Raw genomic sequence first — 26045 nt, forward strand, 5'->3', positions numbered from 1 at the left:
TGCTCCTCGGGTGTTTGGTTGCGGTTACAGGTGAAGCGGCTGATTTGTAGAAATGATGCCATTCCCTTGCCGTCGTCCCAAGGACGGATGCCGGGCTAGCGATCCGACACTGGCCGGCAATCTTTTTCGAAACCCTGATTTTCAGCGAGACTCTGGCGCATTGCAAAAATGTGGCCAGACCATACTTGCCGGTCTATAAACCCTGCGGTCCAAATTAAGCGCCGCCACGCTCCGCGTTGAGCGCAGCCAGCCAGCCAAGGAAGATTCATGCCTGCCTATCGCTCCCGCACCACCACCCACGGCCGCAACATGGCCGGCGCCCGCGGCCTGTGGCGCGCCACCGGCATGAAGGATTCGGATTTCGGCAAGCCGATCATCGCGGTGGTCAATTCCTTCACCCAGTTCGTGCCGGGTCATGTCCATCTGAAAGACCTTGGCCAGCTGGTGGCGCGCGAGATCGAGAAGGCCGGCGGTGTCGCCAAGGAATTCAACACCATCGCCGTCGATGACGGCATCGCCATGGGCCATGACGGCATGCTCTATTCGCTGCCGTCGCGCGAGCTGATCGCGGACTCGGTCGAATACATGGTCAACGCGCATTGCGCCGATGCCATGGTCTGCATCTCCAATTGCGACAAGATCACGCCCGGCATGCTGATGGCCTCCTTGCGCCTCAATATCCCAAGCGTCTTCGTCTCCGGGGGGCCGATGGAAGCCGGCAAGGTGGTGCTCGCCGGCAAGACACAGGCGCTCGACCTGGTCGACGCCATGGTTGCCGCCGCCGACGACAAGATCTCCGACGAGGACGTCAAGGTCATCGAACGCTCGGCCTGCCCGACCTGCGGCTCGTGCTCCGGCATGTTCACCGCCAATTCGATGAATTGCCTGACCGAGGCGCTCGGCCTGTCGCTACCCGGCAACGGCTCGACCCTGGCAACCCACGCCGACCGCAAGCGGCTGTTCGTCGAGGCCGGCCATCTCATCGTCGATCTCGCCCAGCGCTACTACGAGCAGGATGATGAGTCCGCACTGCCGCGCAGCATCGCCTCCAAGGGCGCCTTCGAGAACGCCATGACGCTCGACATCGCCATGGGAGGCTCGACCAACACCGTGCTGCATATCCTGGCCGCCGCGCACGAGGGCGAAGTCGACTTCACCATGGAAGACATCGACCGGTTGTCACGGCGGGTTCCGGTGCTATGCAAGGTCGCACCGGCCAAGTCCGACGTGCATATGGAAGACGTCCACCGCGCCGGCGGCATCATGGCCATCCTTGGCCAGCTCGACAATGCCGGGCTGCTCAATCGCGACCTGCCCACGGTGCATACGGCGAGCCTTGGCGAAGCGCTCGACCATTGGGACATTTCCCGCACGTTGAGCCAGAGCGTCCGCGATTTCTTCCTCGCCGCTCCGGGGGGCGTGCCGACGCAGGTCGCCTTCAGCCAGGACCGCCGCTGGGACGAGCTCGATCTCGACCGCGAGAAGGGCGTCATCCGCTCAGCCAAGACGCCGTTCTCGAAAGACGGCGGCCTCGCCGTGCTGAAAGGCAATCTGGCGCTCGACGGCTGCATCGTGAAGACCGCGGGCGTCGATGAATCGATCCTGAAGTTCACCGGCCCGGCCCGCGTGTTCGAAAGCCAGGACGCCTCCGTCAAGGCGATCCTGTCCAACGAGATCAAGGCCGGCGATGTTGTCGTCATCCGCTATGAAGGACCGCGCGGCGGTCCCGGCATGCAGGAAATGCTCTATCCCACGAGTTATCTGAAGTCGAAAGGCCTCGGCAAAGCCTGCGCGCTGGTCACCGACGGCCGCTTCTCCGGCGGCACATCAGGCCTGTCGATCGGCCATGCCTCGCCCGAAGCAGCGGAAGGCGGCACGATCGGACTGGTGCAGGAAGGCGATACGATCGAGATCGACATCCCCAACCGCACGATCCGGCTTGCTGTCAGCGACGCTGAACTCGACGCGCGCCGCGCGGCCATGGAGGCAAAGGGCGCCATGGCCTGGAAGCCCGAGGAAAAGCGCAAACGCAAGGTGACGACCGCGCTGCGCGCTTACGCCGCCTTCGCCACCAGCGCCGACAAGGGCGCGGTGCGGCACGTGCCGGAGTGAGGGGGGGCGGCGCCGACCCCTACCTCCCCCTACCTCCCCCTTGTGGGGGTGAGAAGTGGTCCGCATAGCGGACGAAAAGCCAACTGCTTGGCTTTTGGAGCTTCGAATGCCCTGAGCCTGCGAAGGGCCGGGCATTACACGGTCCGCCGGCCGGGTCCCCGCTGCTTCGCAGCGTCCCGGCGTTCGCCGGCCTTTCATCGTGCCACTGGCACGATGAATTCGCCTTCGGCGAACCGGCTGCTCACCCCCACAAGGGGAGGGTAAAGCTCACGGCATCAACTGGTACTCATAAAGCTTCTGATACAGCCCGCCTTGGTTGAGCAGCGTGCGATGCGCGCCGCTTTCCACCATCTTGCCGGCCTCCAGCACCACGATCGTGTCGGCCTGGTGCACGGTCGACAGGCGGTGGGCAATGACGATGGTGGTGCGCCCGACCGTCAGCTGCTGCAGCGCGTCGCGGAAAAGCGCCTCGGATTCGGCGTCGAGCGCGCTGGTCGCCTCGTCCAGAAGCAGGATTTCGGCATTGCGCAGCATGGCGCGTGCGATCGAGATGCGCTGGCGCTGGCCGCCTGACAGCAGCGCGCCATTCTCGCCGACATCCGTGTCGTAGCCTTTCGCCTGGGCGCTGATGAAGTCATGTGCATTGGCGGCCCTTGCGGCGGCCATTACTTCCTCGTCGGTGGCGCCCTCGCGCCCGAGCCTGATGTTGTGCATGATCGTGCCGGCAAACAGGAACGTGTCCTGGCTGACATACGCGATCTTTTCCCTGACCGAGGTGAGCGTGGCACAAGAAATGTCCTGGCCATCGAACATCACCTTGCCGACCTGCGGGTCGTACATGCGCATGATCAGGTTGAGGATGGTCGACTTGCCGCTGCCCGAGGGTCCGACCAGCGCCGTCATCTTGCCGGCGGCAAGCGTCAGGTCCAGTCCCTCGAACACCGGCGCGCTTTCGGGGTAGGCGAAGCTGACATTGTCGAAATGGATCTCGCCCGGCCCTGCCCGCAGCGGCTTTGCATCCGGCTTTTCGGCCAGCGTCAGCGGCCGGTCGGCGAGCTGGAACATCATGCGCACGCCGACAATGCCGGTTTCAAGCGAGATGCGTACGCGGGCCAGGCGCTTGGCCGGCTCATAGGCCAACAGCAGCGCCGCGATGAAGGCCATGATGTTGCCCGGCATCTGACCGCCGCCGCCCAGAACCAGGAAGCCGCTGACAAAAACGGCGCCAGCGATGGCCAGCCCCGCAAGCGTTTCCATAACCGGGCTGGTGGCGGCCTCCAGCGTGGCGATGTTGTTGGCGCGGCTCTCCACGTCCGACACGGCCTTGTACATGCGCTTCCGCATGGCGCCTTCGAGGCCGAAGGATTTGACGACGCGCACGCCGATCGCAGTTTCCTGCATCACCTGCACGATCTGGCCGAGCGAACGGAATTCTTGCGAGGCAATTTTTCGGACGCGCTTCAGGATACGATTGACGCCGTAAATGGCGATCGGCCCGATCACCAGACAGATCAGGGACAGCGCCGGCTGCTGCCAGACCATCACCCCCACCAGCGCAGCCAGCGTCACCAGGTCGCGAACATAGGACGTGACGATTTGGTCGAGCACGCTGCGCGCGGCCTGGGCATTGTTCGTCATGCGCGAAATCAGTTCGGACGAAGAGGTCGAATGATAGAATTCGATGCCTTGCGCGAGAATGCTGTCATAGATCTTGCGCTGCCGGTCGGCGATGATGGCATTGCCGACCCTGCTCATGAAGTAGGCCTGGATGAAGTTTGCGAAGCCCTTGAGAATGAAAATCGCTCCGGTCGCCGCCGCGATCAGATTGACCTGCCCAATCCTCTTGTAAACCACGAATTCATTGGTGATTTCGCGCAGCATATAGGCGCTGGCTGCTGTCGTTGCCGCCACAACCAGCATCGACAGAATGGCCGCAGCGTAGCCAAATCTATGCGCGTGAAAGGATTCCCGCAAAAGCCTTGCGATAAGGCGCTGGTTTTCCGTCGAACGGAAGAAGCGAAACAAATGGCCGATCCCATGCCTGACTGACGAATTTCGGATTCGCCACCAGGGCGAAAGGCGGCTTATAGAGCGAGTTGTGGCCGGATGGAACCTTTCGCTGTTGCGGAGGCAAACGGCTGCGGCACGGTGTCTTTTGTGCCACGATTGCGGCGATTGATCTGCGGGGAGATGACGACAGATGGATTTCGACCTTGTTGTGCGCGGCGGAACGCTGCCCGACGGCACCGTCGCCGACCTCGGCATCATCGGCGAGACGATCGTCGCCATCGAGCCCGAACTGCATGTCAGCGCCGGCACGTCGATCGACGCCCGTGGCAATCTGATCTCGCCGCCCTTCGTCGATCCGCATTTCCATATGGATGCCACGCTGTCCTACGGCATTCCACGCATCAACGCTTCGGGTACGCTGCTGGAGGGCATTTCGCTATGGGGCGAGCTGAAGCCGCTCCTGACGCATGACGCGGTTCGCGAGCGGGCGCTCGCCTATTGCGACTGGGCGGTCTCGATGGGCCTGCTCGCCATCCGTACCCATGTCGATGTCTGCGATGACAGGTTGCTGGCGGTCGAGGCGCTGCTCGACGTCAAGAAGATTGTTGCGTCCTATATCGATCTGCAACTGGTCGCTTTCCCGCAGGATGGCTTCTACCGTTCGCCGACGGCGCGGCAGAACACGCTGCGCGCGCTCGACATGGGCGTCGACATCGTCGGCGGCATCCCGCATTTCGAACGCACCATGGCCGACGGCACGCGCTCGGTGACCGAATTGTGCGAAATCGCGTCGAAGCGCGGGCTGATGGTCGACCTGCATTGCGACGAGACCGACGATCCACTGTCGCGCCACATCGAGCAGCTTGCCTATGAGACCCACCGCCTTGGCCTTCAGGGCAAGGTGGCCGGCTCGCACCTGACTTCCATGCACTCGATGGACAATTATTACGTCTCCAAGCTCCTGCCGCTGATTGCCGAGGCCGGTGTGTCGGCGATCCCCAATCCGTTGATCAACATCATGCTGCAGGGCCGCCATGACACGTTTCCCAAACGCCGCGGGATGACCCGGGTGAAGGAGATGCTGGCGCTCGGCATCCGCGTCGGTTGGGGCCAGGATTGCGTTCTCGACCCCTGGTATTCGCTGGGCACCGCCGACATGCTCGACGTCGCCTTCATGGGGCTTCACGTCGCTCAGATGTCGAGCCCTGCCGACATGGCGCGCTGCTTCGACATGGTCACCAACGTCAACGCCGCCATCATGGGCCTCGATCATCTCGGCCTTGCCGTGGGCAAGCGCGCCAGCTTCGTCATTCTCGATGCCGGCAACCCGATCGAGGCCTTGAGGTTACGTGCCGAACGGCTGTGCGTCGTCGCCAGGGGCAAGGTGGTGGCCGAGCGCACGAAGCAGGAGACACGGCTGTCGATCGCCGGCCGTCCCGGACAGGTGAACCGGCGGCACAAAACTGCGTAGAAACAGCCGATTTCCGCCGCTGGTCTTACCGATTTGCCTCGTCAAAGCGGCCGCTTGCAGCTAGGGAGCCGCATGGCCCAGTCGCTCGTCCGCACCTTTACCATCAGGAACGTGCTTTTGGCCGGCATCCTTTTGATGCTGGCCGGCGACTTCATGTTCGCGCTGAACGACGCGATGGGCAAATGGCTGGTCGCCAGCTTCTCGGTCGGCCAGGTGGTGCTGATCCGATCGATCGGCGCCTTCATCGTGCTCGGCCCGATGATCGCCAACCAGGGCGCCGGCAGACTGTTCCGGATGGAGCGGCCGGTCCTCCAGATTCTGCGCGTGCTGGCGACCACGGTGGACACGGCGCTGTTCTATGCCGCCGTCGTCTATCTGCCGCTTGCCGACGTGATGAGCTTCTACATGGCCGGGCCGATCTATGTGGCGGCGCTGTCGCATTTCCTGCTCGGCGAAAAGGTCGGCTGGCGCCGCTGGGCCGCCATCCTGGTCGGCTTCTGCGGCGTGCTGATCATCTTGAAGCCCTCTTCGGCGGCGTTCTCGCAGTCCTCGCTGTTCGCACTGGTCGGCAGCATTGCCTTCGCCTTCGCCATCATCCTCAGCCGCCGCCTGCGCGGCACCAGCGACACCACGTTGGTCACATGGCAGACGATCGGCACGCTGCTGGTTGGCGCCGTGATGACCATCGGCGCCTGGAAGGCGCCGCCGGCACTCGATTTCGGCGCCATGCTCCTGCTCGGCATCGTCTCCTGCAGCGCGCATCTGATGATTACCAGGGCGCTGAAACTGGCCCCTGCCTCGACGCTGGCGCCGCTGCACTACAGCCTCCTTCTATGGGCGGTGATCTTCGGCCTGGCCTTCTTCGGCGACGTGCCGGGACCGCGCATCCTGATCGGCTCGGCCATCGTCGTGCTCGCCGGCCTGTTCATCTTCCACCGCCAGAAGGTGGTCGAAACAGTCGTGCCGCCGGAGAACGTGCCGAAAGGCGTGAATTGACCTAACCTTGGCGCACCGCCGCCAGATGCCGTGAAAACTCAGGCGTTTCCATCAGCGCCTTGCAACGGGCGAAGCGGCCGTCGGCATAGGCGCGGAAGTCCTCGACCGGGTTGTTGTTGGCAAGCTGGATCAGCCCCCACAACGTCCACAACAGGTCGCACATCGCCTTGTAGATAACGACGCGGCCGCGCTCGGCCGGTTTCGCCTCGCCGCCGAAATAGGCGCGCATCATCTCTTCCTCCTGCGCGGTGTCGAACCGGCCTTCGACCGAGAGGTCGCCGAGGTCCCAGAGCGGGTCGTTCATCCCCGAATATTCCCAGTCGACGATCCACATCCGCTCGCCCGTATCGAGAAAATTCTCGCACAGCGGATCGCAATGGCAGGCCGCAAGCGGCAGTCTATGCGCGGCAAGGGCGGCACGCACGGTGTCGGATTCGCGCACCACGTCGTGGTAGCCCGGCGGCAAGGCGACGTCCTTGGTCGATAAGACCTTGAGATAGTCGTCGATCATCGCAAACAGGTCGAAGCGGAACGGAAACACCGCACCGGACGTGTGCAGCTTGCGGAAGGCTTCGCCGGCGCGGGCCGGGCTGCCGGCGCGCAGCTTGAACTTGTCCGGCGACATCGTCACGGCGCCGGCAACGAAACGGCTCGCCAGCACGCCTGTCGCGGGGTCGACATGCAGCACCTCCGGACTGACGCCCGCTTTGGCCGCCTCACGCGCCGCCACCGCTTCATTGGCGCGGTTGATATATTCCTCGGTGCCTTTGCCGGGGATGCGCAGGCAGATATCGCCGGCCCTAAAGACGAGATTGGTCATCCCGCCCAGCCGCTCCAGCGGTCCGTCATAGCCCGCCAATGCCGGAATCGCTGCAAGTGTTGCGCGTGCCTCGTCGGTCCCCATGCCTGTTGCCCCTGGCGTGTTATTTCTTGCGACAACGGTTCCACAGTTTTCGCCGTTTGGCTATCATCCCGATCGAGGGTGAGCAGCGAGCTGGCGGAGAAACAGCCATGGCGGGCAACAAGGATCATGGCGGGCTTGGCGCCGCCTATTCAGCGCAACGGCCCGAGGACGTCGCCGCGATCTATGACAATTGGTCGGAAACCTACGATGCCGATATGTCGGCCGCCGGCTACCGCCATCCGACGATCTGCCTGGCCCTGCTCGCACGGCATCTGCCGCGCGGCGCGGCCCCGCTTCTCGATGCCGGGGCCGGCACCGGGCTGATCGGCGAGTGGCTGGCCATCACCGGCTATCCCCAGGTCGAAGCGCTCGATATTTCGCAAGGCATGCTGGCCAAGGCGGCGGCAAAGGGCGTCTATTCGGCGCTGCATTGCCTGGCGCTCGGCGGGCCGCTCCCCTTTGCCGACAATGCCTATGCCGGCATCGTCTCGGCCGGCGTTTTCACCTCCGGGCATGTCGGCGCCGAGGGACTGGACGAACTGATCCGCATCTGCCGGCCGGACGGCATCATCGTGCTGACGGTCAAGAACACGCTGTGGAACGCCGGCTTCGCCGAACGCATCGCTGTACTCGAAGCTGAGGGCAGGGTTGTCCGCGCCGAGGAGACGGCGCCCTATGTCTCGATGCCGGGCGAGTCGGATACCGTGCCCAGCCGCGGCCTCGTGCTTCGTGTGAGCTAATCCAGGTTTCGTCTACGCTTTGATCTTGCTCATCGCCGAATCGTACATCGGCTCGAGATGGATCTTGGCCGGCGTCCGTTCCATCGCCACCACCAGCTCATAGTCGCCTGAGCTGAGAAAATCGTCGCCGACGCCATCGGCATTGCGGACATAACCGTAACCGATGTTCTTGGCCAGCGTGTAGCCATAGCCGCCGCTGGTGAGGTAGCCGACCGGCTCGCCATTGCGCAAAATCGTCTCGCGTCCGACCAGCACGATACCGGGATCGTCGACCGTGAAGCCGGCAAAGCGTTTCTTCAGGTCGGCGCCGCTGATCTTTTCGAGCGCCCGCCGGCCGACGAAATCGGTGTTCTTCCTCAGCTTCACCGCCCAGCCGAGGCCGGCCTCCTGAGGCGTGTCGTTGGGGGTGATGTCGGAGCCCCAGGCGCGGTAGCCTTTCTCCAGCCGAAGTGATTCCAGCGCCCGGTAGCCGATCGGCCGGATGCCGTGCGGCTTGCCTGCCGCCATCAGCGTGTCGAAAATCTCGCCGGTGGCGGCGATCGGCACATGCAATTCCCAACCAAGCTCGCCGACATAGGTGACGCGCAGCGCCCGAACCGTATGGCCGGCAGTCGTGATCTCGCGGATATGGCCGAACGGGAAGGCGGCGTTCGAGACATCGGCATCGGTCACGGCAGCCAGAACGTCGCGGGCCCGCGGTCCCATCAGTGAGAGCGTGCCGAAATCCTCGGTGACATCTTTCAGCGTCACGTCGAGGCCCTTGCCGACATGGTCGGCGATCCAGGAGAGATCATGCGTGCGGAAGCCGGTGCCGGTCACGATGTAGAATTTGTCTTCGGCGAGCCTGGCCACCGTCAAATCGGCCTCGATGCCGCCGCGCGTGTTGAGAAGCTGCGTGTAGGTCAGCCGTCCCACCGGCTTGGCGACATCGTTGGCGCAGATCCAGTCCAGCGCCTTAGCCGCATCCGAACCCGTCATTTCGTATTTGGCGAAGGACGACTGGTCGAAGATGCCGACTTTCTCGCGCACATGGCGATGCTCCTCGCCGACCGGGCCAAACCAGTTCTGCCGGCCCATGGAATAAATGTCTTCGGATGTGGCGCCCTGCGGCGCGAACCAGTTCGGCCGTTCCCAGCCGAGCTTGGAGCCGAACACCGCGCGGTGCGCTTTCAGCCGCTCGTAGAGCGGCGAGACGATGCGCGGCCGGCCCGACAAATACTCCTCATGCGGAAAGCCGATCGTGTAATGCTTGCCATAGGCTTCCAGCGTGCGATCGCTGACCCATTGCCGATCGCGATGCAGGCCGGAAAAGCGCCTGATGTCGACCACCCAGAGGTCGAGCGGCGCTTCACCGTCGACCACCCATTGCGCCAGCACCCAGCCGGCGCCGCCGCCGGAAGCGATGCCGAAGGCGTTGAAGCCGGCGCCGACGAACATGTTGGCGCATTCGGGCGCGACACCGAGGATGAAATTGCCGTCCGGCGTAAAACTCTCCGGCCCGTTGATCATCTGCTTGACGCCGACCGTCTCCAGCGCCGGCACGCGCGCGATCGCCTGGCTCATATGCTGTTCGAAATGATCGTAGTCGTCGTCGAACAGGCGGAACTCCCAGTCATCGGGGACATCGCCGCCGGGCAGGCCGGTCGCCCAGGCCTGCGGGTTCGGCTCATAGCCGCCCATCACCAGCCCGCCGACCTCTTCCTTGAAATAGGTGCGGCGGTCGGGATCGCGGATTGTCGGCGCGTCGGTCGCCAGCCCGTCGATCTTCTCGGTGATGATGTACTGGTGCTTGACCGGTTGCAGCGGCACGCAAATGCCGGCCATCGCGCCGACCTGGCGTGACCATTGCCCGGCGCAGTTCACCACCTTGTCGCAAGCAATGTCGCCCTTGTTGGTCTTCACCGCGGTGATGTGCCCGTCCATCATGTCAAATCCGGTGACGCGGACATCCTCGAACAGCTTCGCGCCATGCATGCGCGCGCCCTTGGCCAGCGACTGCGTGATGTCGGAGGGGCTGGCCTGCCCATCGGTCGGCAGCCAGGAGGCGCCGACGAGGTCGCTGGTCTCCAGCAGCGGCCACACCTTTTTGACCTCCCCTGGCGACAGCAACTGCATGTCCATGCCGAAGCTCCTGGCCGTCGTCGCCAGCCGTTTATATTCGGTCCAGCGGTCGGCATTGGTCGCAAGCCTGAGGCACCCGGTCATCTTCCAGCCGGTAGCGAGCCCGGTTTCGGCTTCCAGTCCCTTGTAGAGCTCGACCGAATATTTGAGCACGCGGGTGATCGAGGCCGACGAGCGCAACTGGCCGACCAGCCCGGCCGCATGCCAGGTCGAGCCCGAGGTCAGCTTGCCCTGTTCCAGCAGCACGACATCGGCCTTGTGGTCGCGCGCCAGGTGATAGGCCGTCGAACAGCCGATAATGCCGCCGCCGATGACGACGATGCCGGCATGTGTAGGCAATGTCATGACTGTGTCCCGTACTTCGTGCGGTAATTGTCCAGCGCCGCGTCGAGCCGCGTCAGGTTCTCCGCGGTGTAGGCGACGTAGTCGATGCCGGGCGCGTCGAGGTAAAGTTCGGAAACCATGCTCCACATCGCCTCGCGCAGCAGCGAGGCGCATTGCATGGCCGCGTGCGAGCGGCGGATCGCCTCATCCGGCTCGCGCATGAAATACGCCGTGAGGAAAGTGAAGGACTCCGCGTCGCTCATCTCGGCGTTGGAGGCAACGCCGGCAAGATCGAACATCGCGGTGTTGAAACCGGCATATTCGAAATCGATGAGCCACAACCTGTCGCCATCGTCGAGGATATTTGCCGGCAAAAGATCATTGTGGCCGAACACGATCGGCAGCAGCTTCTGCGCCCGCTCCAGTTCGTCGGCCAGCGCCAGCAGCCTGGGCAGCTCGTCCCGCTTGCGGCTGCCGCCTTCGCTCAGCGTTCGCGCATAGTCGCGGATGACATGGAAGACCCAGAACATGAAGCCGGCGCCGGAGATGTGATTGGGCATCTCGCGATGGAACCCGCGCATAAGGGCTGCGACGCGGCCGATATTGGCGCGCACATCCTCGGCGACAAAGGTTTTCGCGCCGAGGAATTCCGTGACCATAATGCCGGGTTCGGAATGGCGGACCGCCGGCGCGAAGCCTGCGGCGTGCGCCGCGCGGGCCGTCATCACCTCGCGGTCGCGAAAGACGTGGTGAAATGGATAGTCCTGGCCGAAGCGCACGACATGCCGCCCGGCTGCGTCCTTGACCAGATAATTGGCGTTGCTGAGGCCGCCCGGCAGCGGCGCAATGTCGATGTTGCCGTTCCAGCAGGGCAAGGCCCGGATGCGGTCTTCAGCAGTCACGGGACCATCCCTGACTTTTGCGGAGCTTTCTTGGGCGCCATGCGCCGCGCAACGAGCGTTGGGAAACGCAAAAATCACGTCGGTGCGGGACGCAGGAACTCCTATCCCGCGCCGCACCGACGAGCCCCTCTGGCCAGGTTTTGATACCCGGTCTCCGCCCCCGCGGATTTGAGAAACTTTTGTGCCAGTTCAAACCCAGACGGTCTGGCCAGACGGTCCGGTCCGTGAATTGCGGCTCTGCCATCACCCTCCCGTGGCAGTTCCGAAGCTGTCACGCCGTCAATGTCACGCCAGTGCTACCTAACTGTCAATGAAATGTTGTGACTTTTTTTGGGTGTTTTGCCCGAAACCACGAGCAATTCCTTTAAAAACGGCGGCATTGCCCTAAAACCGGGCAGGCCGCAAAATTCAGGAAGCCAGATGATCCATTCGAAACGGCATGGCGAAATCCTCCGCCTCCTCAAGGAAGAGGGCACCGTCACCATTGCCAGCCTCGCCGACCGGCTGGGGGTTTCGCTTGAAACGGTGCGCCGGGATGTCAAGCCACTGACCGGCAATGGCTCGGTGCTCAAGATGCATGGCGCCATCGGCCTGCCGTCGATGGCCGGCGAAGCGCCCTTCGAGCGGCGCATGCGCGACAATGCCGAGGCCAAGCGGCTGATCGCCCGCATGGTCGCTGCCACCATTCGCGACGGTGAATCGGTCATGCTGGACACCGGCACCACGACCTCGTTCCTGGCCCGCGAACTGCTCGGCCACCGGCGGCTGACGGTCGTCACCAACTCGTCCGATATCGCCCGCACGCTGGCCACCGTCAACGGCAACAAGGTCTATATGGCCGGCGGCGAATTGCGCAGCGATTCCGGAGCCGCCTTCGGCGCCTCGGCGATCGATTTCGTCAGCCGCTTCTCGGTCAGCCATGCGGTGATTTCGATCGGCGCCGTCGATGCCGCCGCAGGCCTTGCCGACTACGATCTGGAAGAGGCGGAGTTCGCCCGCATGGTGCTGTCGCGCGGCCAGCGCTCGCTGGTCATCACCGACCACACCAAGTTCGGTCGCCAGGGTCTAGTCCAGGTCTGCGGCTTCGACGGTTTTTCCGAACTCGCCACCGACCAGCCGCCGCCGCGCGACATTGCCTCGGCACTTGCCGAGGCTGGAGCGCGCCTCAGCATCGCTGCCGCCTAGCCAAATACCAGCGGCTGGTGCGCCGCAATCCCGGCCATGCCGCCACCCGAGCCGCGAAGGCGATGTTGTGCATCATGCGCGCCGCGTCGCCCGGCCGCAGAAGATGTCATTGTGGGGGAAGAATTTCTTTTTCACACATCCCGCTCTTCGCAATGTCCATGCAACTTGGCAGCTGCAAACAGCGCCTCGTCGAAATGCGGGCCGGGCGAATCGCCCGCATCAGCAATGAGGCCACCATGCTGCAAACGATGCCTTGTCTTTCCTCATGGCCTGGACGCTTGCGCGCTCCGACCTTGAAGCCGACCCGGCTTGGCCGGACATTCCGCAACTTTCCGCCGGCGACGGTGTATGACGGTGTATAAGGTGTCCAGGATCAAGAACCTCAAAACCTATGACTGGCGCTTCGCATGACTGATCCACTGTCGGCGATCCTGGGCTTCGGCCTGCTCGGCGTCGCCTGCCTCGCCTTCACAGAAAAGATCCTGCCGCTGCCGCCCTCGCATGTGCTGCTGCTGTTCCTCGGCATGACGGCAGCCCCCGATCTCCCGGCGCTGGCGATCCTGCTTCTGGTAACGACGCTGTCCGCCATCACAGGCTGCCTTGTCTGGTATAGTTTGGGTCGTCGGATTGGCTTGGATCGTGCCGACAGGCTGGTCCAGCGTTTCGGCAAATATGTCTGCTTGCGCTATGCGACCTACAGCAAGCTTGGTCAGGCCTATCGCCGCCATCATGTCCGGGTCTCCTTGCTGGCGCAGTTCATCCCGACGGTTCGCAACTATCTGCCGATCGCGGCCGGCGCGCTCCGTCTTCCACTCTTGCCCTTCGCGGCGGCGACGCTGCTCGGCGCCACGCTATGGAACACCGGCTTCCTCGTCACCGGCTACCTTATGCGCGGCAGCGGCCGGGATTCCTATGCCATCGGCTTTCGCATCATCGTCATCGTCATGGCGCTGGAGACGGCGTTCATGCTCGCGCTGCGCTACGGTTCAGCCTGCCGGCGGCGCCTCGGGTTCGGCTGACCAGGAGGCGCCTCAAGCCGTATGGGTATAAGCTCCGCCTTCGGCTTTCCTTCCCCGGCGCGCCGGTGTTTAGTCCGGCCATGGCTTTCACCATCCGCCAGCTGCAGTTCTTCATTGCCGTCGCCGAGCAAGGCACGGTGTCGGGCGCCGCACAAAACCTCTCCATCTCGCAATCCTCGGTCACCGAGGCGATCAAGGAGCTGGAGAGCGATCTCGGCGTCGAATTGTTCGAGCGCCATCCGCGTGGCCTCAACATTACCCACAAAGGCCACCAGTTCCTGCGCCATGCGACCAAGATCCTGGCCGACGTCTCCGACGCGCGCCGCGCTTTTTCCGACGACCAGGTGGTGGCCGGCGGGCGGCTGCAGCTCGGCGTCACCTCGCTGGTCGCGGGCTATGTGCTGTCCGATCTGCTGGCGCGCTACCGCCGCGCCTATCCCGGCGTCGATGTCTCGGCCATCGAGGACAATGGCGACTATCTCGAACATCTGCTGATCGGCGGCAAGCTCGACATTGCCGTCATGGTCACCTCCAATTTGCGCGACCGCACCGCGCTGCAGTCGGAAATCCTCGAGGTCTCGGCCTACCGGCTGTGGGTCCCGCTCGGCCACAAGCTGGCCAGCGCCGACATTATCGGCATAGGCGACATTGCCGGCGAGCCGCTGATCATGCTGACCGTCGACGAGATCGAGGAGAACACCGGCAAGCTTCTGGCGGCGATCGGCGCCAGGCCGCATGTCGCCTTTCGCACCCGCTCGGTCGAAGCCGTTCGCAGCCTCGTCGCCACAGGTGCGGGCGTGGCGTTGCTGCCCGACCTAGTCTACCGGCCGTGGTCGCTGGAAGGCGACCGCATCGAATCGCGCGACATTTCGGGTTCCCTGCCGGTCGTCCAGGTCGGCATGGTCTGGCGCCGCGGCTCCGGTCTGCCGCAGGCGTCGCGCGACTTCATCGGCCTTGCCCAGTCGCAGCGTATGGTACGCCAGCAGCGTTGATAGGGTGCGTGGTTATCTATCGGAAAAACCGATATCGCGTTTCTGATAAATGAATTTGCGAAACCGGAATTTTCCGAGCACTTTTGATGTCAGGGACGAAAGCCGCCATCAGAGCGGCAACGTGCCATCGGATGAACTGACGCTTTTCAGCCTGCGGCTGACCGCGGCGGCGACTCGCTTCGCAGTCAGGCGCCAAAATGGGAGATTGACGATGAATTCATTCCTGAAGACGTGCACCGCCTTGACGGTCGCGCTGACCTTTTCCGGTCAGGCCGTCGCCCAGGTCAAGGAACTTGGCAAGGGCGAAGGGGAGGTCAGCATCGTTGCCTGGCCGGGGTACATCGAGCGCGGCGAAACCGACAAGGGCTATGACTGGGTGACCTCCTTCGAGAAGGAGAGCGGCTGCAAGGTCAACGTCAAGACCGCCAACACCTCCGACGAGATGGTCTCGCTGATGAATGAGGGTGGGTTCGATCTAGTCACCGCTTCGGGTGACGCATCGCTGCGCCTCGTTGCCGGCAAGCGCGTGCAGCCGATCAACACCGATCTCATCCCGAGCTGGAAGGCGGTAGACGACCGTCTGAAGGATGCGCCCTGGTTCACCGTCGACAAGGTGCATTACGGCGTTCCCTATCAGTGGGGCCCGAACATCCTGATGTACAACACCGATGTCTTCAAGGAAGCGCCCAAGAGCTGGAACGTCGTCTTCGAGGAAATGAACCTGCCGGACGGCAAGTCCAACAAGGGCCGCGTCCAGGCCTATGACGGCCCGATCCACATCGCCGACGCCGCCAACTATTTGATGTTCCACAAGCCGGAACTCGGCATCAAGGACCCGTACGAACTGAACGAAGACCAGTACAAGGCAGCGCTCGAGCTGCTGCGTGTTCAGCGGACGCTGGTCGGCCGCTACTGGCATGACGCCGCCATCCAGGTCGACGACTTCCAGAACGAAGGCGTCGTCGCTTCCGGTTCGTGGCCTTACCAGGTCAACACGCTGGTTGCCGCCAAGAAGCCGGTCGCCTCGACCGTGCCGGAAGAAGGCGTCACCGGCTGGGCCGACACCACCATGATGGAGGCCGACGCCGCGCATCCCAACTGCGCCTATATGTGGCTTGAGCATTCGCTGTCGCCCAAGGTGCAAGGCGATGTCTCGGCCTGGTTCGGCTCGCTCCCCGTGGTGCCCGCTGCCTGCAAGGGCAACGAGCTGCTCGGCGAGGAAGGCTGCAAGACCAACGGCTACGAGAACTTCGACAAGATCAAGTTCTGGAAGACGCCGGTCTCGAAGTGCGCCACCCAGAACGACCAGTGCGTGCCCTACTACCGCTGGGTGTCCGACTATATCGGCGTCATCGGCGGGCGGTGAGCTCCCTTAACCCTCCCCCTTGTGGGGAGGGTCGACGCGCAGCGTCGGGGTGGGGGCAACGCTGACGTCCGGTGCTAGTCACCCCACCCGCGGCTTCGCCGCGACCTTCCCGATCGAGGGGGAGGTGAAGTGCCGTGCCCGCTGGCCTGATTGGTGGCGGCAAGAGCTATTTCGACGAACACAAACCGGCAACAGACGGACAGCCCATGACATCGGCCGTTTCCTTCCAGAAAGTCTCTCGCCATTTCGGCAGCGTGCGCGCCGTCGATGCGGTCGATCTCGATATCGTGCCCGGCGAGTTCTTCGCCATGCTCGGTCCGTCGGGGTCCGGCAAGACGACCTGCCTGCGCCTCATCGCCGGCTTCGAGCAGCCGACCTCAGGCTCGATCTCGATCTTCGGCGACCGCGCCGAGGGCATGCCGCCCTATCGTCGCAACGTCAACACCGTGTTCCAGGACTACGCGCTGTTCCCGCATCTGAACGTGCTGGACAATGTCGCCTACGGGCTGATGGTCAAGGGCGTCGCCAAGCCGCAGCGGCAGAAGGCGGCGGAAGAGGCGCTGTCATTGGTGCGGCTTCCAGGCTTTGGCGCCCGCCGTCCCGGCCAGCTCTCCGGCGGCCAGCGCCAGCGCGTGGCGCTGGCCCGTGCGCTGGTCAATCAGCCCAAGGTGCTTCTGCTCGACGAGCCGCTCGGCGCGCTCGATCTCAAACTGCGCGAGAACATGCAGGAAGAGCTGAAGTCGCTGCAGAAGGCGCTCGGCATCACCTTCGTCTTCGTCACCCACGACCAGGGCGAAGCGCTGTCGATGGCCGACCGCGTCGCCGTCTTCAATGACGGCAAGATCATGCAGATCGGCACGCCGGAAGACATCTACCAGCGGCCGAAGACCCGCTTCGTCGCCGATTTCGTCGGCTCCTCCAACGTACTGCCGCCGGACTTCGTCCAGCGCTATTCCGGCCAGCATCGCTGGGGCAGCCTGCGTCCCGAATCCATCCGCATCGGCCGCGCCGCCAAAGGCGAGGGCGTCGCCGCGCGCCTGGTCGGAACCAACTATCTCGGCGCTACGACCAAGCTGGCGCTCGACGCCGACGGGTTGAGGCTGCACGCCATCGTGCCGGCCGGGACAAAGCTGCCGGCGGAAGGCGAAGCGGTGGTGCTGACGTTCAACCGCGAGCATTTGCATTTGATGGACGAGCCGGCATGATTGAGGTTTGCGCCAAGCACCCCCCTCTGTCCTGCCGGACATCTCCCCCTCAAGCGGGGAGATTGGCTGTTCCTCCCGGTTTCGCCAATCTTCAACGTTGGGGATTTGGCGAGGCAGCGAAACTGCTGATCTCCCCCCTTGAGGGGGAGATGTCCGGCAGGACAGAGGGGGGTGTGAAGGAACGCGGCTTCTCAGGGTTCCTTCAGCACGCGGTCGCCCCATGACCATCGCCGCGCTCAACTCAACCTCCGCCCCCGCCATCCTGCCCGGCAGCGGTGGCATGCGCGGCGCACTGTCGGACCTTTTCTGGCGCAAGCCGCAACTGCTGCTGTTCCTCATGCTGCTGCCGCCGGTTCTATGGCTCGGCGTTATCTATATCGGCTCGTTGTTCGCACTTCTGGCGCAGAGCTTTTTTTCGATCGACGAGTTCTCCGGCCTCATCAACCACGAATTCACGCTGAAGACCTATGGCGACCTGTTCCAGCCCGCCAATCTCGACATCATCCTGCGCACGGTCACGATGGCGGTGCTGGTCACGCTGGCCTCGGCCGTCATCGCCTTCCCGATCGCCTATTATGCGGCGCGCTATGCCCGCGGCCGGTGGAAGGCGCTGTTTTATCTCGGAATCATGCTGCCGCTGTGGTCGAGCTACCTCGTCAAGATCTACGCCTGGAAGTTGATCCTCGCCAAGGAAGGCATTCTGACCTGGCTGCTGGCCAAATTGCATCTGCTTTGGATGCTCGATGGCTGGCTGTCGCTGCCGGTCGTCGGCGGCAATTCCCTGTCGGTCTCCGCCACCGGAACCTTCATCGCCTTCGTCTATGTCTGGCTGCCGTTCATGATCCTGCCGGTGCAGGCGGCATTGGAGCGCGTGCCCGGCAATCTGGTCGAGGCGTCCTCCGATCTCGGGGCGTCGCCGGGCCAGACCTTCCGCAACGTGCTGTTCCCGCTGGCGCTGCCCGGCATCGTCGCCGGCTCGATCTTCACCTTCTCGCTGACGCTGGGCGACTACATCATCCCGCAGATCATCGGCACGTCGCGGCTGTTTATCGGCCAGGCCGTCTATTCGCAGCAGGGCACAGCCGGCAACATCCCTCTCGCCGCCGCCTTCACCGTCGTGCCCATCGTCATCATGGGTTTCTATCTCTGGGGCGCCAAGCGCATGGGGGCCTTCGATGCGCTCTGACGGTTCGCAATCCGCCCCGCTCGGCCTCAAGATCGCAGCCGCTTGCGGCCTGCTCTTCCTGCACCTGCCGATCCTGCTGATCTTCGTCTATGCCTTCACCACGGAAGAGAAGAGCTTCGTCTGGCCGCCGCCGGGGCTGACCACGCAATGGTTTGCCGTCACCTGGAACCGGCCGGATGTCTGGCAGGCGCTGTCGCTTTCGGTCCGTGTCGCCGCCATCTCGACGGCGATTGCCTTGATCCTGGGCACGCTGTGCGCCGCCGCCGTGTCACGGACGAAATTCTTCGGCCGCGAGACGATCTCGCTGCTCGTCATCCTGCCGATCGCGCTGCCCGGCATCATCACCGGCATCGCGTTGCGCTCGGCCTTCTCGCTAGCCGACATCCCGTTCTCGTTCTGGACGATCGTGCTCGGCCACGCCACCTTCTGCGTTGTCGTCGTCTACAACAATGCGGTCGCCCGTTTCCGCCGCACTTCCGGCTCAATGATCGAGGCCTCGATGGATCTCGGCGCCGACGGCTTCCAGACCTTCCGGCACGTCGTGCTGCCCAACATCGCCACCGCTCTGCTTGCCGGGGGGATGCTCGCCTTCGCGCTCTCCTTCGACGAGGTCATCGTCACCACCTTCACCGCCGGCCAGCAGCAGACCGTGCCGATCTGGATGCTGGAAGAGCTGATCCGCCCACGCCAGCGTCCGGTCACCAATGTCGTCGCCATGGTCGTGGTGCTGGTGACGCTGCTGCCCATCCTTGCCGCCTATTACCTGACCCGCGACGGCGACCAGATCGCCGGTTCGGGCAAATGAAGAACAGCGAATAGGGAGTAGCGAATAGCGAATAGGGGAGATTGCACGACCAGCCCTATTCGCTACTCGCTATTCGCTACTCGCTCCTGACCGAGGAGAACCTGCATGGACACCCAGATGCTGATCGGCTCGAAGTTCGAGAACGGCACCGAGACCGAGGAGCCGATTCTGAATCCAAAGACCGGGGCGACCATTCTCAACCTGCCTGAAGCAAGCCAGGCGCAGATCGAGGCGGCTGTTACTGCCGCCGGGCGAGCATTCGTCTTGTGGTCACGCACAACGCCGGCGCAGCGCTCCGGCTATCTCCTCAAGATCGCCGACCGCATCGAGGCCAACGCGCGGGAGTTCGCGGCGCTCGAGGCGCTGAATTGCGGCAAGCCGATCAACGCCGTGCTCAATGACGAGATCCCGGCGATCGTCGACTGCTATCGTTTCTTTGCCGGCGCTGTGCGTTCGATGCCGGGCGTGGTCGCCGGCGAATACATTCCCGGCCACACCTCGATGGTGCGGCGCGATCCGATCGGCATTGTCGCTTCCATCGCGCCGTGGAACTATCCACTGATGATGATGGCCTGGAAGCTGGCGCCGGCCATTGCCGGCGGCAACACCGTCGTCTTCAAGCCGTCGGAGCAGACGCCGCTGACGGCGCTGAAGCTGGCCAGGATCCTGGCCGAGGTTCTGCCCGAGGGCGTCGTCAATGTCGTGCTCGGCCGCGGCGACAGCGTCGGCAACACGCTGATTAATCACGCCAAGGTCAACATGATTTCGATCACCGGCGACGTCGCCACGGGCAAGAAGGTGCTGCAGGCCGCCGCCAAGTCGGTCAAGCGCACGCATCTGGAACTCGGCGGCAAGGCGCCGGTCATCGTTTTCGACGACGCCGACCTTGGCGCCGTGGTCAACGGCCTGCGCGCTTTCGGCTACTACAATGCCGGGCAGGATTGTACAGCCGCCTGCCGCATCTATGCCGGCAAGAAGATCTACGACAAGCTCGTCGCCGATCTCTCATCTGCCGTCTCGACCATCAAATACAACCAGCCCGACGACACCGAAAACGAGATCGGGCCGCTGATCTCGCGCCGCCAGCGCGATCGCGTCTCGAGCTTCGTCGAGCGCGCTTCGGAACTGAAGCACATCGAGATCACCACCGGCGGCAAGCCCGGCGAAGGCTCCGGCTTCTATTACCAGCCGACGGTGGTTGCCGGCGCGCTGCAGGAAGACGAGATCGTGCGCCGCGAAGTGTTCGGTCCGGTCGTCTCCATCACCCGCTTCTCCGAAGTCGATGAAGCCGTGAACTGGGCCAATGACAGCGACTACGGCCTGGCATCCTCGGTGTGGACCAAGAACGTCTCGCGCGCCATGGCGACGGCCGCCCGTCTGCAATATGGCTGCACCTGGATCAACACCCATTTCATGCTGACCAACGAGATGCCGCATGGCGGGCTGAAGCAGTCTGGCTACGGCAAGGACATGTCTCTCTATGCGCTGGAGGATTATACCGCCGTTCGTCATGTGATGGTGGCGCATGGGTAGAGGCCGCCACTATCTCTAAAATATTCGCCAACCCGTTTTCTGTACATTAAGCGAGAGTTACTTTTGCGGTACGGCGGGAGTTCACGATTTACTGAATATTCAACCTGAACGAGCAGCCTCTTGCCGGGAAACCGCGCGGCGAGGGGTTTGCGCATGAACACGACCAAGATCAAGCTGGTACTCATTGCCGGCTTCTGTCTGCTGATCGCTGTGTTCGGCGGCAAGGACATGATCAAGAAGAGCGGCTGGCCCGAGGCGCCTGCTGAAATCCTCGCGGTCAATGTCGAATGCGACATGGAATCGACCACCCACAAGATTGTCTACAAGACCGTCAGCACCGCCACGATCCCGTGCGAACTGGTGGATGCGTTCAAGACGGTTCATGCTGACAAAGAGTGGAAGGTGACCCAGAAATTCACCGGCACCTTGCGCGTCGGCACCGGCGCCGACGCCGTCGAGGCCACGATGGAGCTGAACAAGAACGGTGCCCGCGAACCGCAGGTCGGCGACAAGCTCACCGTCGTCCAGAACCCCGCCAACCCCACCCAGATCGAACGCACCGGCATGACCGGCACGCGTTTGACGATCGTCATTGGGGCTGGACTGCTCGGCGCGTTGCTTCTCTATCTTGCTTTCAAACCCCGCCGGCGGATGTCGACCTCCGCCGTGGCGGGCAACCCTGCCGGAGATGCCGGCGCGGACCAGCGCGCGCGCCAGGCCGACGCCTTGATAGCGGCGGCCCTGGCCAAGCAGGCCACATTGCCCAATCAGCCGGCACGTGTCGCGGCTGCCGGATTGGCCAGGGAAGGGCGGTTTTCCGGGCAGCGGACGAGTTTCGGCCGCCGCAACTGATGGCCGAAAACTGCTGCACCTGCCACGGCTACTCCACGATGCGGTAGATGTTCCAAAGGCTGGTGCCTGAAACGACGTAGGGCTCCATCTCCTTGCCCCATTTGGCGTGGGCGTCGATCATGCCGATCCTGGCGAAGAAACCCTCCAGCTGGGCAAGGCTTTCGACCTGATGATGCGATTCGACCGTCGCTTCCCGAGCTCCGATCGAACCGGTCATGATCTGGAACTCGAGATCGGCAATGCCGACCTGAGAGCCGATCTCGCGTTCCCATTTCTTCAACAGGTCGAGCACGGTCTGCTTGTGCCCGAACTTGGCGTCGATCTGCCATCTGGCGCTGAACATTTTTGTCTCCTCCAGTTTTGCGGCCCAAACCGCGGTTGATCTTTTCGCGGTGCAACTACTCGTCCCAAGCCTGCACGACCGTCTGTCGTGCAATCCGCCCATTCTTCAGCTCCAGCATCGCCGCGCAGAACACTTTCGTTCCGTCCGGATAGACGCAGGCCTGGGTGAAGGCGAGATTGTCGCCGTCGGCGATGGTGGTGTCGACCTTGTGGGTCATCGCCCGGCTGCAGATGTCGTCCCAGAACGTGCTGATCGCCGCCCGGCCGCGGATCTCGCGCGGCTTGCTCGGCGGATTGTTGCGGTCGATCACCCGCACCAGCGCGTCGTCGGCATAGAAGCTCGCCAGCATCCTGCCGTCCCGTCCTTCGATCGCTTTCTTGATCGCCGCGCCGTCCACGCTTTGCGTCTTTGTCAGCATTTCTTCCTCCATGGCCCGTCGATCGGGCGGTTGATGATCAAGCACTGCCCGGCGCGCACCGCCGGGCGTTTGTCTTTCACTGCGACTTGGCTTTGACGGCTGCGAACACGCCGTCGGTCTGCTGTTTGAAGGTCGCGAAATCGACCTGGCTGCCGTTGAGCATCGTCGACCAGTGGCGAACGATGGCCGCCATCGCGATCGCTTCCTTGATCTCCTCATCGGTCGCGCCATTGAGCTTGGCGGCCTCGGTGTGGAAATAGATGCAGTACTGGCAGGGGATCTGCGAGGCGACGGCCAGCCCCAGCAGTTCCTTGGTCTTGCCGTCGAGCGCGGTCTTGGGGTTGAGCTGCACACCCTTGATCTCGGCCCAGGCGCCGGCAACCGCGACATCCGGCAGCGTCTTGAACATGTCCGGCACCGAGCCGAGCGTCGCCTCGATGTCCTTGTAGGCGGCGGCCGCCGAGGCATCCTCGGCCCTGGCGGGAGCGATCGTGAACAGCGCGCCAACGCCTGCCGCTATCACCAGCGATTTGATCGACCTGTTTGACTTCAGCATTGCATCCTCCATCCGCAGTGCCTTTCCCGGCGACATCCGCCTGGCCTGCGTGGAGAGAATTGGTACGCCTCGACCCCACCTGGCCGCTTCGCCCGAAAGCGCCATGGTCCCTATGGCCCGTCCGGGCCAGCCTGCCTGGCGGAAAATGCCGCTGCCGCCGCCCGTGACGGCAAATCGAGCTTCAGCAATATGTTGGCGACATGACGCTTGACCGTATGCTCGCTGAGCCTCAGCTCGGCGGCGATCGCGGCATTGCTCTTGCCGTCGGCGATCAGGATCACCACCTCGCTTTCGCGCGCCGTCAGTTGAGCCGGCTCGGCGGGTTTCGCCTTGGGGCGGCAGGCCGGCTCCAGGTGCTGTTCCGACGTCGCCTGGACCAGCGCCAGCGGCTCGTCCAGCTCATCCACCGTGACACGCCCGGCATCGATGAAATACAGGCCGGACCCCGCCGCCAGATCGGCCGCCAGCCGCGACGCCAGAATGTCGCCGCGCCCGGCATGGGCGGCGATCTGCATCGTCACCCGTGCCATCAGCCCCACGGGCGGCCCGCGCATTTCGACCTCGCCGACATGGGCGCCCTGGGCGCTTGCAATGCCCATATGTTGCGCCGCATCGCGCAGTGCCGCCGCGCAGCGTATGGCCCGCGCCGGCCCGTCGAAGCGCGAGATCATCAATTCGCCATGGATGCCGGCAACGCGTCCGCCATGACGGCCGACCAGCTGCCGCCAGCTCTCCTGGAAGCGCTCGCTGCGCTCGCTCCACATGCGGTCGCCAACCCGCGCCGTGTCGTAGATGCGTGTCGCCAGAAGAGCGGCAAGCACGCGCTCCGCTTCGGCCACGGCACGCTCGCCGGTCAGGAATTCCTCGATCAGGTCGGCCACCCGGTCGACATCGCCGGTCCAGATCGGGTGGTCGCGCCCGGGGACCTCGACCAGTCGCGCATTCGAGATGTTTTTCGCCAGAAAGCGGCTGGCTCCGGGGTCCACCCGCGCGTCGTTGCGGCGATGGATGAGCAGAGTCGGTGCGCCGATCGCCGAAAGCACGCCGCGCACGTCGATCCCGGCATTCATTCGGGCAAGAGCGGCCGCTGCCGTCGGACTGGCCGACAGCCGCTCGAAGCGGGCCCACCACTGGGTGAAATGCGCATCATCTACCCGGCCGGGAGCGAAGTTGGGCAGTGTGGCGCCCGTGCCCCATTCCGTGCCGGCCGTCGCGATGAAGGCCTCGAGGCGCTCCGGCGACATCACCCATTTGTGGAAATGCGCATAACCGCCATAGAGCGCCAGCGCTCGTGTCCGTTCCGGATAGGTGGCGGCAAACAACATTGCCATCGGCGCGCCTTCCGAAGCGCCGAGCAAGGCCGCGCGGCCGCTGCCGGTGGCATCCATCACCGCGCGCACATCGTCCATGCGGGTTTCGAGGCTGGGCAGGTGGCGTGGGTCGACGCGGTCGGACAGGCCGGTGCCGCGCTTGTCGAACAGGATCAGCCGCGAGAACGCCGAGAGCCGTTTCAACAGCCTGGCGTAGCCCTCGTCTTCCCAATGCAGGTCGAGATTGGAGATGAAGCCAGGCACGAAAACCAGGTCGAACGATCCCTGGCCGACCACCTGATAGGCGATCCGCACGTCGCCGCTGAGGGCATATCGCGTCTCGATCGGCCTCACGTTGCTATCCCGCCCGGCCAGACGATTTCTGATCGCCGACCATAGCAGACGCCCGGCGGATGCGGCAGCCAAACTTTAGAAGACAGGAATATAGCCCGCGGCGAACCGTGTTCGCCCGCCATTTCTGGGGGAGGCTATTTCTGGGGAGCGGCGCTCTCTGCACCCGTGGGTTGGACGTAGCCGATGCTCACATCGGCCTGCTCCTCGGTCTTCGGCCGCTTGATCCTGGCCGAGGCCACGACGACGAGTTCGTCAAAACCTTCGCCGCCGCTGTCCAGCATCTCGAAGAACTGCCGGCGCATCCTGGGCTCCCAGAACTTGTTGATGTGCTCGGCCACGCCCGCCACACCTTCCTCGCGGGGCCTTGAATGGAAGAAGGCGGCGATCTGGTTGGCCATGCGCACCAGCTTTTCCCCGGTGCTCGTGATGTGTTCTTCGTCATGCGACATGCTGGGCAACTCCCAAGACCACCCGTTCCGGGTGGGTGAAAACATCGAAATCGTCGCCGCGCACCAGCGCCACCAGCGTCATGCTGGCCTCATCAGCGGTGCGGATGGCGAGCGCTGTCGGCGCCGAGACGGCGATGATGAAGGCCGAGCCGATCGCCGCCGTCTTCTGCACCATCTCCACCGAGACGCGTGATGTCACCACCACCGCGCCCGATGCACCGTCAATGCCGGCCTTCGCCAGCGCGCCGGCCAGCTTGTCCAGCGCATTGTGCCGGCCGACATCCTCGCGCGCCATGACGATGCCTTTGCCGGGAATGTAGAAGCCCGCTGCATGCACGGCGCCGGTTTCTGAATGCAGAGGCTGCACCTTGGACAAAAGCTTTACCGAACGGGTGATATCGTCGGCTTCAAGCGTAAGCTTGGACGCACCAACCTTGTCGACCGAGCGCATCGCTTCCTCAATCGATTCGATGCCGCACAGCCCGCAGCCAACCGGCCCGGCCAAGCGCCGGCGCCGCGTCTCGAAGCGCGTATTGGCCTGGTCCTTCAGCCGGATCTGGATATCGATGCCGGCGCCATGGTCCTCGACCTCAATCGCATCGATTTCGTCAGGCAAGGCTATGATGCCTTCGGTCAGAGAGAAGCCGAGCGCGAAATCCTCGAAATCGGCCGGGCTCGCCATCATCACCGCATGGGTGGTGCCGGCAAAGGAGAACGCCACCGGCGTCTCCTCCGGCACCATGCGGTTGGCCGCCGCAGTGCCGCTGGCGCGGTGGGCAAGGCGAGAGATTTGGGTGGTGGCTTGGCCTTTTCGGGTCACGAGGCGCGCCCCTCTGCCCTGTCCGTCCTTCGCAGTAGCTGTGGAGGCTCGCGCCTTTCCTCTCCCCCCTCC

The 26045-nt window shown here is 63.8% G+C and carries 23 protein-coding genes; 13 read left to right on the forward strand and 10 right to left on the reverse strand.

Features of this window, described 5'->3' with window-relative positions; genetic code table 11:
- Positions 1-267: 267 nt before the first annotated feature.
- Positions 268-2112 carry a dihydroxy-acid dehydratase gene (gene ilvD / locus AC3CCE_RS15750; protein WP_352511012.1) on the forward strand — a complete coding sequence of 615 codons (1845 nt, stop codon included), beginning with the start codon at positions 268-270 and terminating at the stop codon, positions 2110-2112.
- A 267-nt stretch (positions 2113-2379) separates the two neighbouring features.
- Here the strand turns inward: ilvD and AC3CCE_RS15755 are convergent, their stop codons facing one another.
- Positions 2380-4137, reverse strand: a complete 1758-nt coding sequence (locus AC3CCE_RS15755; RefSeq protein WP_352511011.1) for an ABC transporter ATP-binding protein — start codon at positions 4135-4137, stop codon at positions 2380-2382.
- A 175-nt stretch (positions 4138-4312) separates the two neighbouring features.
- On the opposite strand from AC3CCE_RS15755, the gene AC3CCE_RS15760 reads away from it, so the two are divergent.
- On the forward strand, positions 4313-5593 hold the full coding sequence (locus tag AC3CCE_RS15760) for an amidohydrolase family protein (protein WP_352511010.1): 1281 nt from the start codon (positions 4313-4315) through the stop codon (positions 5591-5593).
- A gap of 72 nt (positions 5594-5665) precedes the next feature.
- Complete coding sequence (locus AC3CCE_RS15765) at positions 5666-6589, forward strand: DMT family transporter (RefSeq protein ID WP_352511009.1); 924 nt, start codon at positions 5666-5668, stop codon at positions 6587-6589.
- A 1-nt stretch (position 6590) separates the two neighbouring features.
- Here the strand turns inward: AC3CCE_RS15765 and AC3CCE_RS15770 are convergent, their stop codons facing one another.
- Positions 6591-7493 carry a phosphotransferase gene (locus tag AC3CCE_RS15770; RefSeq protein ID WP_352511008.1) on the reverse strand — a complete coding sequence of 301 codons (903 nt, stop codon included), beginning with the start codon at positions 7491-7493 and terminating at the stop codon, positions 6591-6593.
- 107 nt (positions 7494-7600) lie between these two features.
- Between AC3CCE_RS15770 and AC3CCE_RS15775 the strand changes: the two genes are divergently transcribed.
- Entirely contained in the window at positions 7601-8233 is a 633-nt protein-coding gene (locus tag AC3CCE_RS15775; protein ID WP_352511007.1) for a class I SAM-dependent DNA methyltransferase, read from the forward strand.
- A gap of 12 nt (positions 8234-8245) precedes the next feature.
- On the opposite strand, the gene AC3CCE_RS15780 is transcribed toward AC3CCE_RS15775, so the two are convergent.
- Entirely contained in the window at positions 8246-10699 is a 2454-nt protein-coding gene (locus AC3CCE_RS15780) for a GcvT family protein (RefSeq protein WP_352511006.1), read from the reverse strand.
- Positions 10696-11580, reverse strand: coding sequence for a phosphotransferase family protein (locus tag AC3CCE_RS15785; protein ID WP_023736174.1), 885 nt, complete (start codon positions 11578-11580; stop codon positions 10696-10698). The genes AC3CCE_RS15780 and AC3CCE_RS15785 overlap by 4 nt, the downstream gene beginning before the upstream one ends.
- 420 nt (positions 11581-12000) lie before the next feature.
- On the opposite strand from AC3CCE_RS15785, the gene AC3CCE_RS15790 reads away from it, so the two are divergent.
- The 9 genes from AC3CCE_RS15790 to AC3CCE_RS15830 all read left to right on the forward strand — a co-directional run bounded on the left by AC3CCE_RS15790 (position 12001) and on the right by AC3CCE_RS15830 (position 21723).
- Positions 12001-12765 (forward strand): DeoR/GlpR family DNA-binding transcription regulator, encoded by a 765-nt coding sequence (locus AC3CCE_RS15790; protein ID WP_023685103.1) that lies wholly within the window; start codon positions 12001-12003, stop codon positions 12763-12765.
- A 407-nt stretch (positions 12766-13172) separates the two neighbouring features.
- Positions 13173-13784, forward strand: coding sequence for a DedA family protein (locus tag AC3CCE_RS15795; protein ID WP_023712606.1), 612 nt, complete (start codon positions 13173-13175; stop codon positions 13782-13784).
- Positions 13785-13864: 80 nt separating this feature from the next.
- Entirely contained in the window at positions 13865-14776 is a 912-nt protein-coding gene (locus AC3CCE_RS15800) for a LysR family transcriptional regulator (RefSeq protein WP_023673412.1), read from the forward strand.
- A 211-nt stretch (positions 14777-14987) separates the two neighbouring features.
- On the forward strand, positions 14988-16142 hold the full coding sequence (locus tag AC3CCE_RS15805) for an ABC transporter substrate-binding protein (RefSeq protein ID WP_023692632.1): 1155 nt from the start codon (positions 14988-14990) through the stop codon (positions 16140-16142).
- Between the two features lie 206 nt (positions 16143-16348).
- Complete coding sequence (locus AC3CCE_RS15810) at positions 16349-17347, forward strand: ABC transporter ATP-binding protein (RefSeq protein WP_352497095.1); 999 nt, start codon at positions 16349-16351, stop codon at positions 17345-17347.
- A 220-nt stretch (positions 17348-17567) separates the two neighbouring features.
- Complete coding sequence (locus tag AC3CCE_RS15815; RefSeq protein WP_352496890.1) at positions 17568-18533, forward strand: ABC transporter permease; 966 nt, start codon at positions 17568-17570, stop codon at positions 18531-18533.
- Complete coding sequence (locus AC3CCE_RS15820) at positions 18523-19338, forward strand: ABC transporter permease (protein ID WP_023673416.1); 816 nt, start codon at positions 18523-18525, stop codon at positions 19336-19338. The genes AC3CCE_RS15815 and AC3CCE_RS15820 overlap by 11 nt, the downstream gene beginning before the upstream one ends.
- A gap of 105 nt (positions 19339-19443) precedes the next feature.
- Positions 19444-20871 (forward strand): gamma-aminobutyraldehyde dehydrogenase, encoded by a 1428-nt coding sequence (locus tag AC3CCE_RS15825; protein WP_023673417.1) that lies wholly within the window; start codon positions 19444-19446, stop codon positions 20869-20871.
- A 153-nt stretch (positions 20872-21024) separates the two neighbouring features.
- A complete protein-coding gene (locus AC3CCE_RS15830) occupies positions 21025-21723 on the forward strand; it encodes a DUF3592 domain-containing protein (RefSeq protein ID WP_023755750.1) in 699 nt (232 codons plus the stop codon).
- 28 nt (positions 21724-21751) lie between these two features.
- Here AC3CCE_RS15830 and AC3CCE_RS15835 read toward each other — a convergent pair whose 3' ends face one another.
- The 6 genes from AC3CCE_RS15835 to fdhD all read right to left on the reverse strand — a co-directional run bounded on the left by AC3CCE_RS15835 (position 21752) and on the right by fdhD (position 25973).
- Positions 21752-22066 carry a hypothetical protein gene (locus tag AC3CCE_RS15835; protein WP_023834344.1) on the reverse strand — a complete coding sequence of 105 codons (315 nt, stop codon included), beginning with the start codon at positions 22064-22066 and terminating at the stop codon, positions 21752-21754.
- Between the two features lie 55 nt (positions 22067-22121).
- Positions 22122-22484: a nuclear transport factor 2 family protein gene (locus tag AC3CCE_RS15840; protein WP_352496887.1), complete on the reverse strand. Its 363-nt coding sequence runs from the start codon at positions 22482-22484 to the stop codon at positions 22122-22124.
- A 76-nt stretch (positions 22485-22560) separates the two neighbouring features.
- Complete coding sequence (locus AC3CCE_RS15845; RefSeq protein WP_023688798.1) at positions 22561-23040, reverse strand: carboxymuconolactone decarboxylase family protein; 480 nt, start codon at positions 23038-23040, stop codon at positions 22561-22563.
- Positions 23041-23150: 110 nt separating this feature from the next.
- A complete protein-coding gene (locus tag AC3CCE_RS15850; protein WP_023823790.1) occupies positions 23151-24704 on the reverse strand; it encodes an alpha/beta fold hydrolase in 1554 nt (517 codons plus the stop codon).
- A gap of 134 nt (positions 24705-24838) precedes the next feature.
- Positions 24839-25153: a formate dehydrogenase subunit delta gene (locus AC3CCE_RS15855; RefSeq protein ID WP_023688796.1), complete on the reverse strand. Its 315-nt coding sequence runs from the start codon at positions 25151-25153 to the stop codon at positions 24839-24841.
- On the reverse strand, positions 25143-25973 hold the full coding sequence (gene fdhD / locus AC3CCE_RS15860) for a formate dehydrogenase accessory sulfurtransferase FdhD (RefSeq protein ID WP_352496886.1): 831 nt from the start codon (positions 25971-25973) through the stop codon (positions 25143-25145). Before fdhD ends, AC3CCE_RS15855 begins: the two co-directional genes overlap by 11 nt.
- Positions 25974-26045: the final 72 nt, after the last annotated feature.

The organism is Mesorhizobium sp. P160187 (assembly GCF_057766425.1).

Coding starts and splice junctions, on each gene's coding strand:
- ilvD (WP_352511012.1), top strand. CDS start 268: ATGCCTGCCTATCGCTCCCGCACCACCACCCACGGCCGCAACATGGCC.
- AC3CCE_RS15800 (WP_023673412.1), top strand. CDS start 13,865: ATGGCTTTCACCATCCGCCAGCTGCAGTTCTTCATTGCCGTCGCCGAG.
- AC3CCE_RS15790 (WP_023685103.1), top strand. CDS start 12,001: ATGATCCATTCGAAACGGCATGGCGAAATCCTCCGCCTCCTCAAGGAA.
- AC3CCE_RS15770 (WP_352511008.1), bottom strand. CDS start 7,493: ATGGGGACCGACGAGGCACGCGCAACACTTGCAGCGATTCCGGCATTG.
- AC3CCE_RS15795 (WP_023712606.1), top strand. CDS start 13,173: ATGACTGATCCACTGTCGGCGATCCTGGGCTTCGGCCTGCTCGGCGTC.
- AC3CCE_RS15845 (WP_023688798.1), bottom strand. CDS start 23,040: ATGCTGAAGTCAAACAGGTCGATCAAATCGCTGGTGATAGCGGCAGGC.
- AC3CCE_RS15765 (WP_352511009.1), top strand. CDS start 5,666: ATGGCCCAGTCGCTCGTCCGCACCTTTACCATCAGGAACGTGCTTTTG.
- AC3CCE_RS15840 (WP_352496887.1), bottom strand. CDS start 22,484: ATGCTGACAAAGACGCAAAGCGTGGACGGCGCGGCGATCAAGAAAGCG.
- AC3CCE_RS15805 (WP_023692632.1), top strand. CDS start 14,988: ATGAATTCATTCCTGAAGACGTGCACCGCCTTGACGGTCGCGCTGACC.
- AC3CCE_RS15830 (WP_023755750.1), top strand. CDS start 21,025: ATGAACACGACCAAGATCAAGCTGGTACTCATTGCCGGCTTCTGTCTG.
- AC3CCE_RS15780 (WP_352511006.1), bottom strand. CDS start 10,699: ATGACATTGCCTACACATGCCGGCATCGTCGTCATCGGCGGCGGCATT.
- AC3CCE_RS15825 (WP_023673417.1), top strand. CDS start 19,444: ATGGACACCCAGATGCTGATCGGCTCGAAGTTCGAGAACGGCACCGAG.
- AC3CCE_RS15815 (WP_352496890.1), top strand. CDS start 17,568: ATGACCATCGCCGCGCTCAACTCAACCTCCGCCCCCGCCATCCTGCCC.
- AC3CCE_RS15820 (WP_023673416.1), top strand. CDS start 18,523: ATGCGCTCTGACGGTTCGCAATCCGCCCCGCTCGGCCTCAAGATCGCA.
- AC3CCE_RS15760 (WP_352511010.1), top strand. CDS start 4,313: ATGGATTTCGACCTTGTTGTGCGCGGCGGAACGCTGCCCGACGGCACC.
- AC3CCE_RS15835 (WP_023834344.1), bottom strand. CDS start 22,066: ATGTTCAGCGCCAGATGGCAGATCGACGCCAAGTTCGGGCACAAGCAG.
- AC3CCE_RS15775 (WP_352511007.1), top strand. CDS start 7,601: ATGGCGGGCAACAAGGATCATGGCGGGCTTGGCGCCGCCTATTCAGCG.
- AC3CCE_RS15810 (WP_352497095.1), top strand. CDS start 16,349: ATGACATCGGCCGTTTCCTTCCAGAAAGTCTCTCGCCATTTCGGCAGC.
- AC3CCE_RS15855 (WP_023688796.1), bottom strand. CDS start 25,153: ATGTCGCATGACGAAGAACACATCACGAGCACCGGGGAAAAGCTGGTG.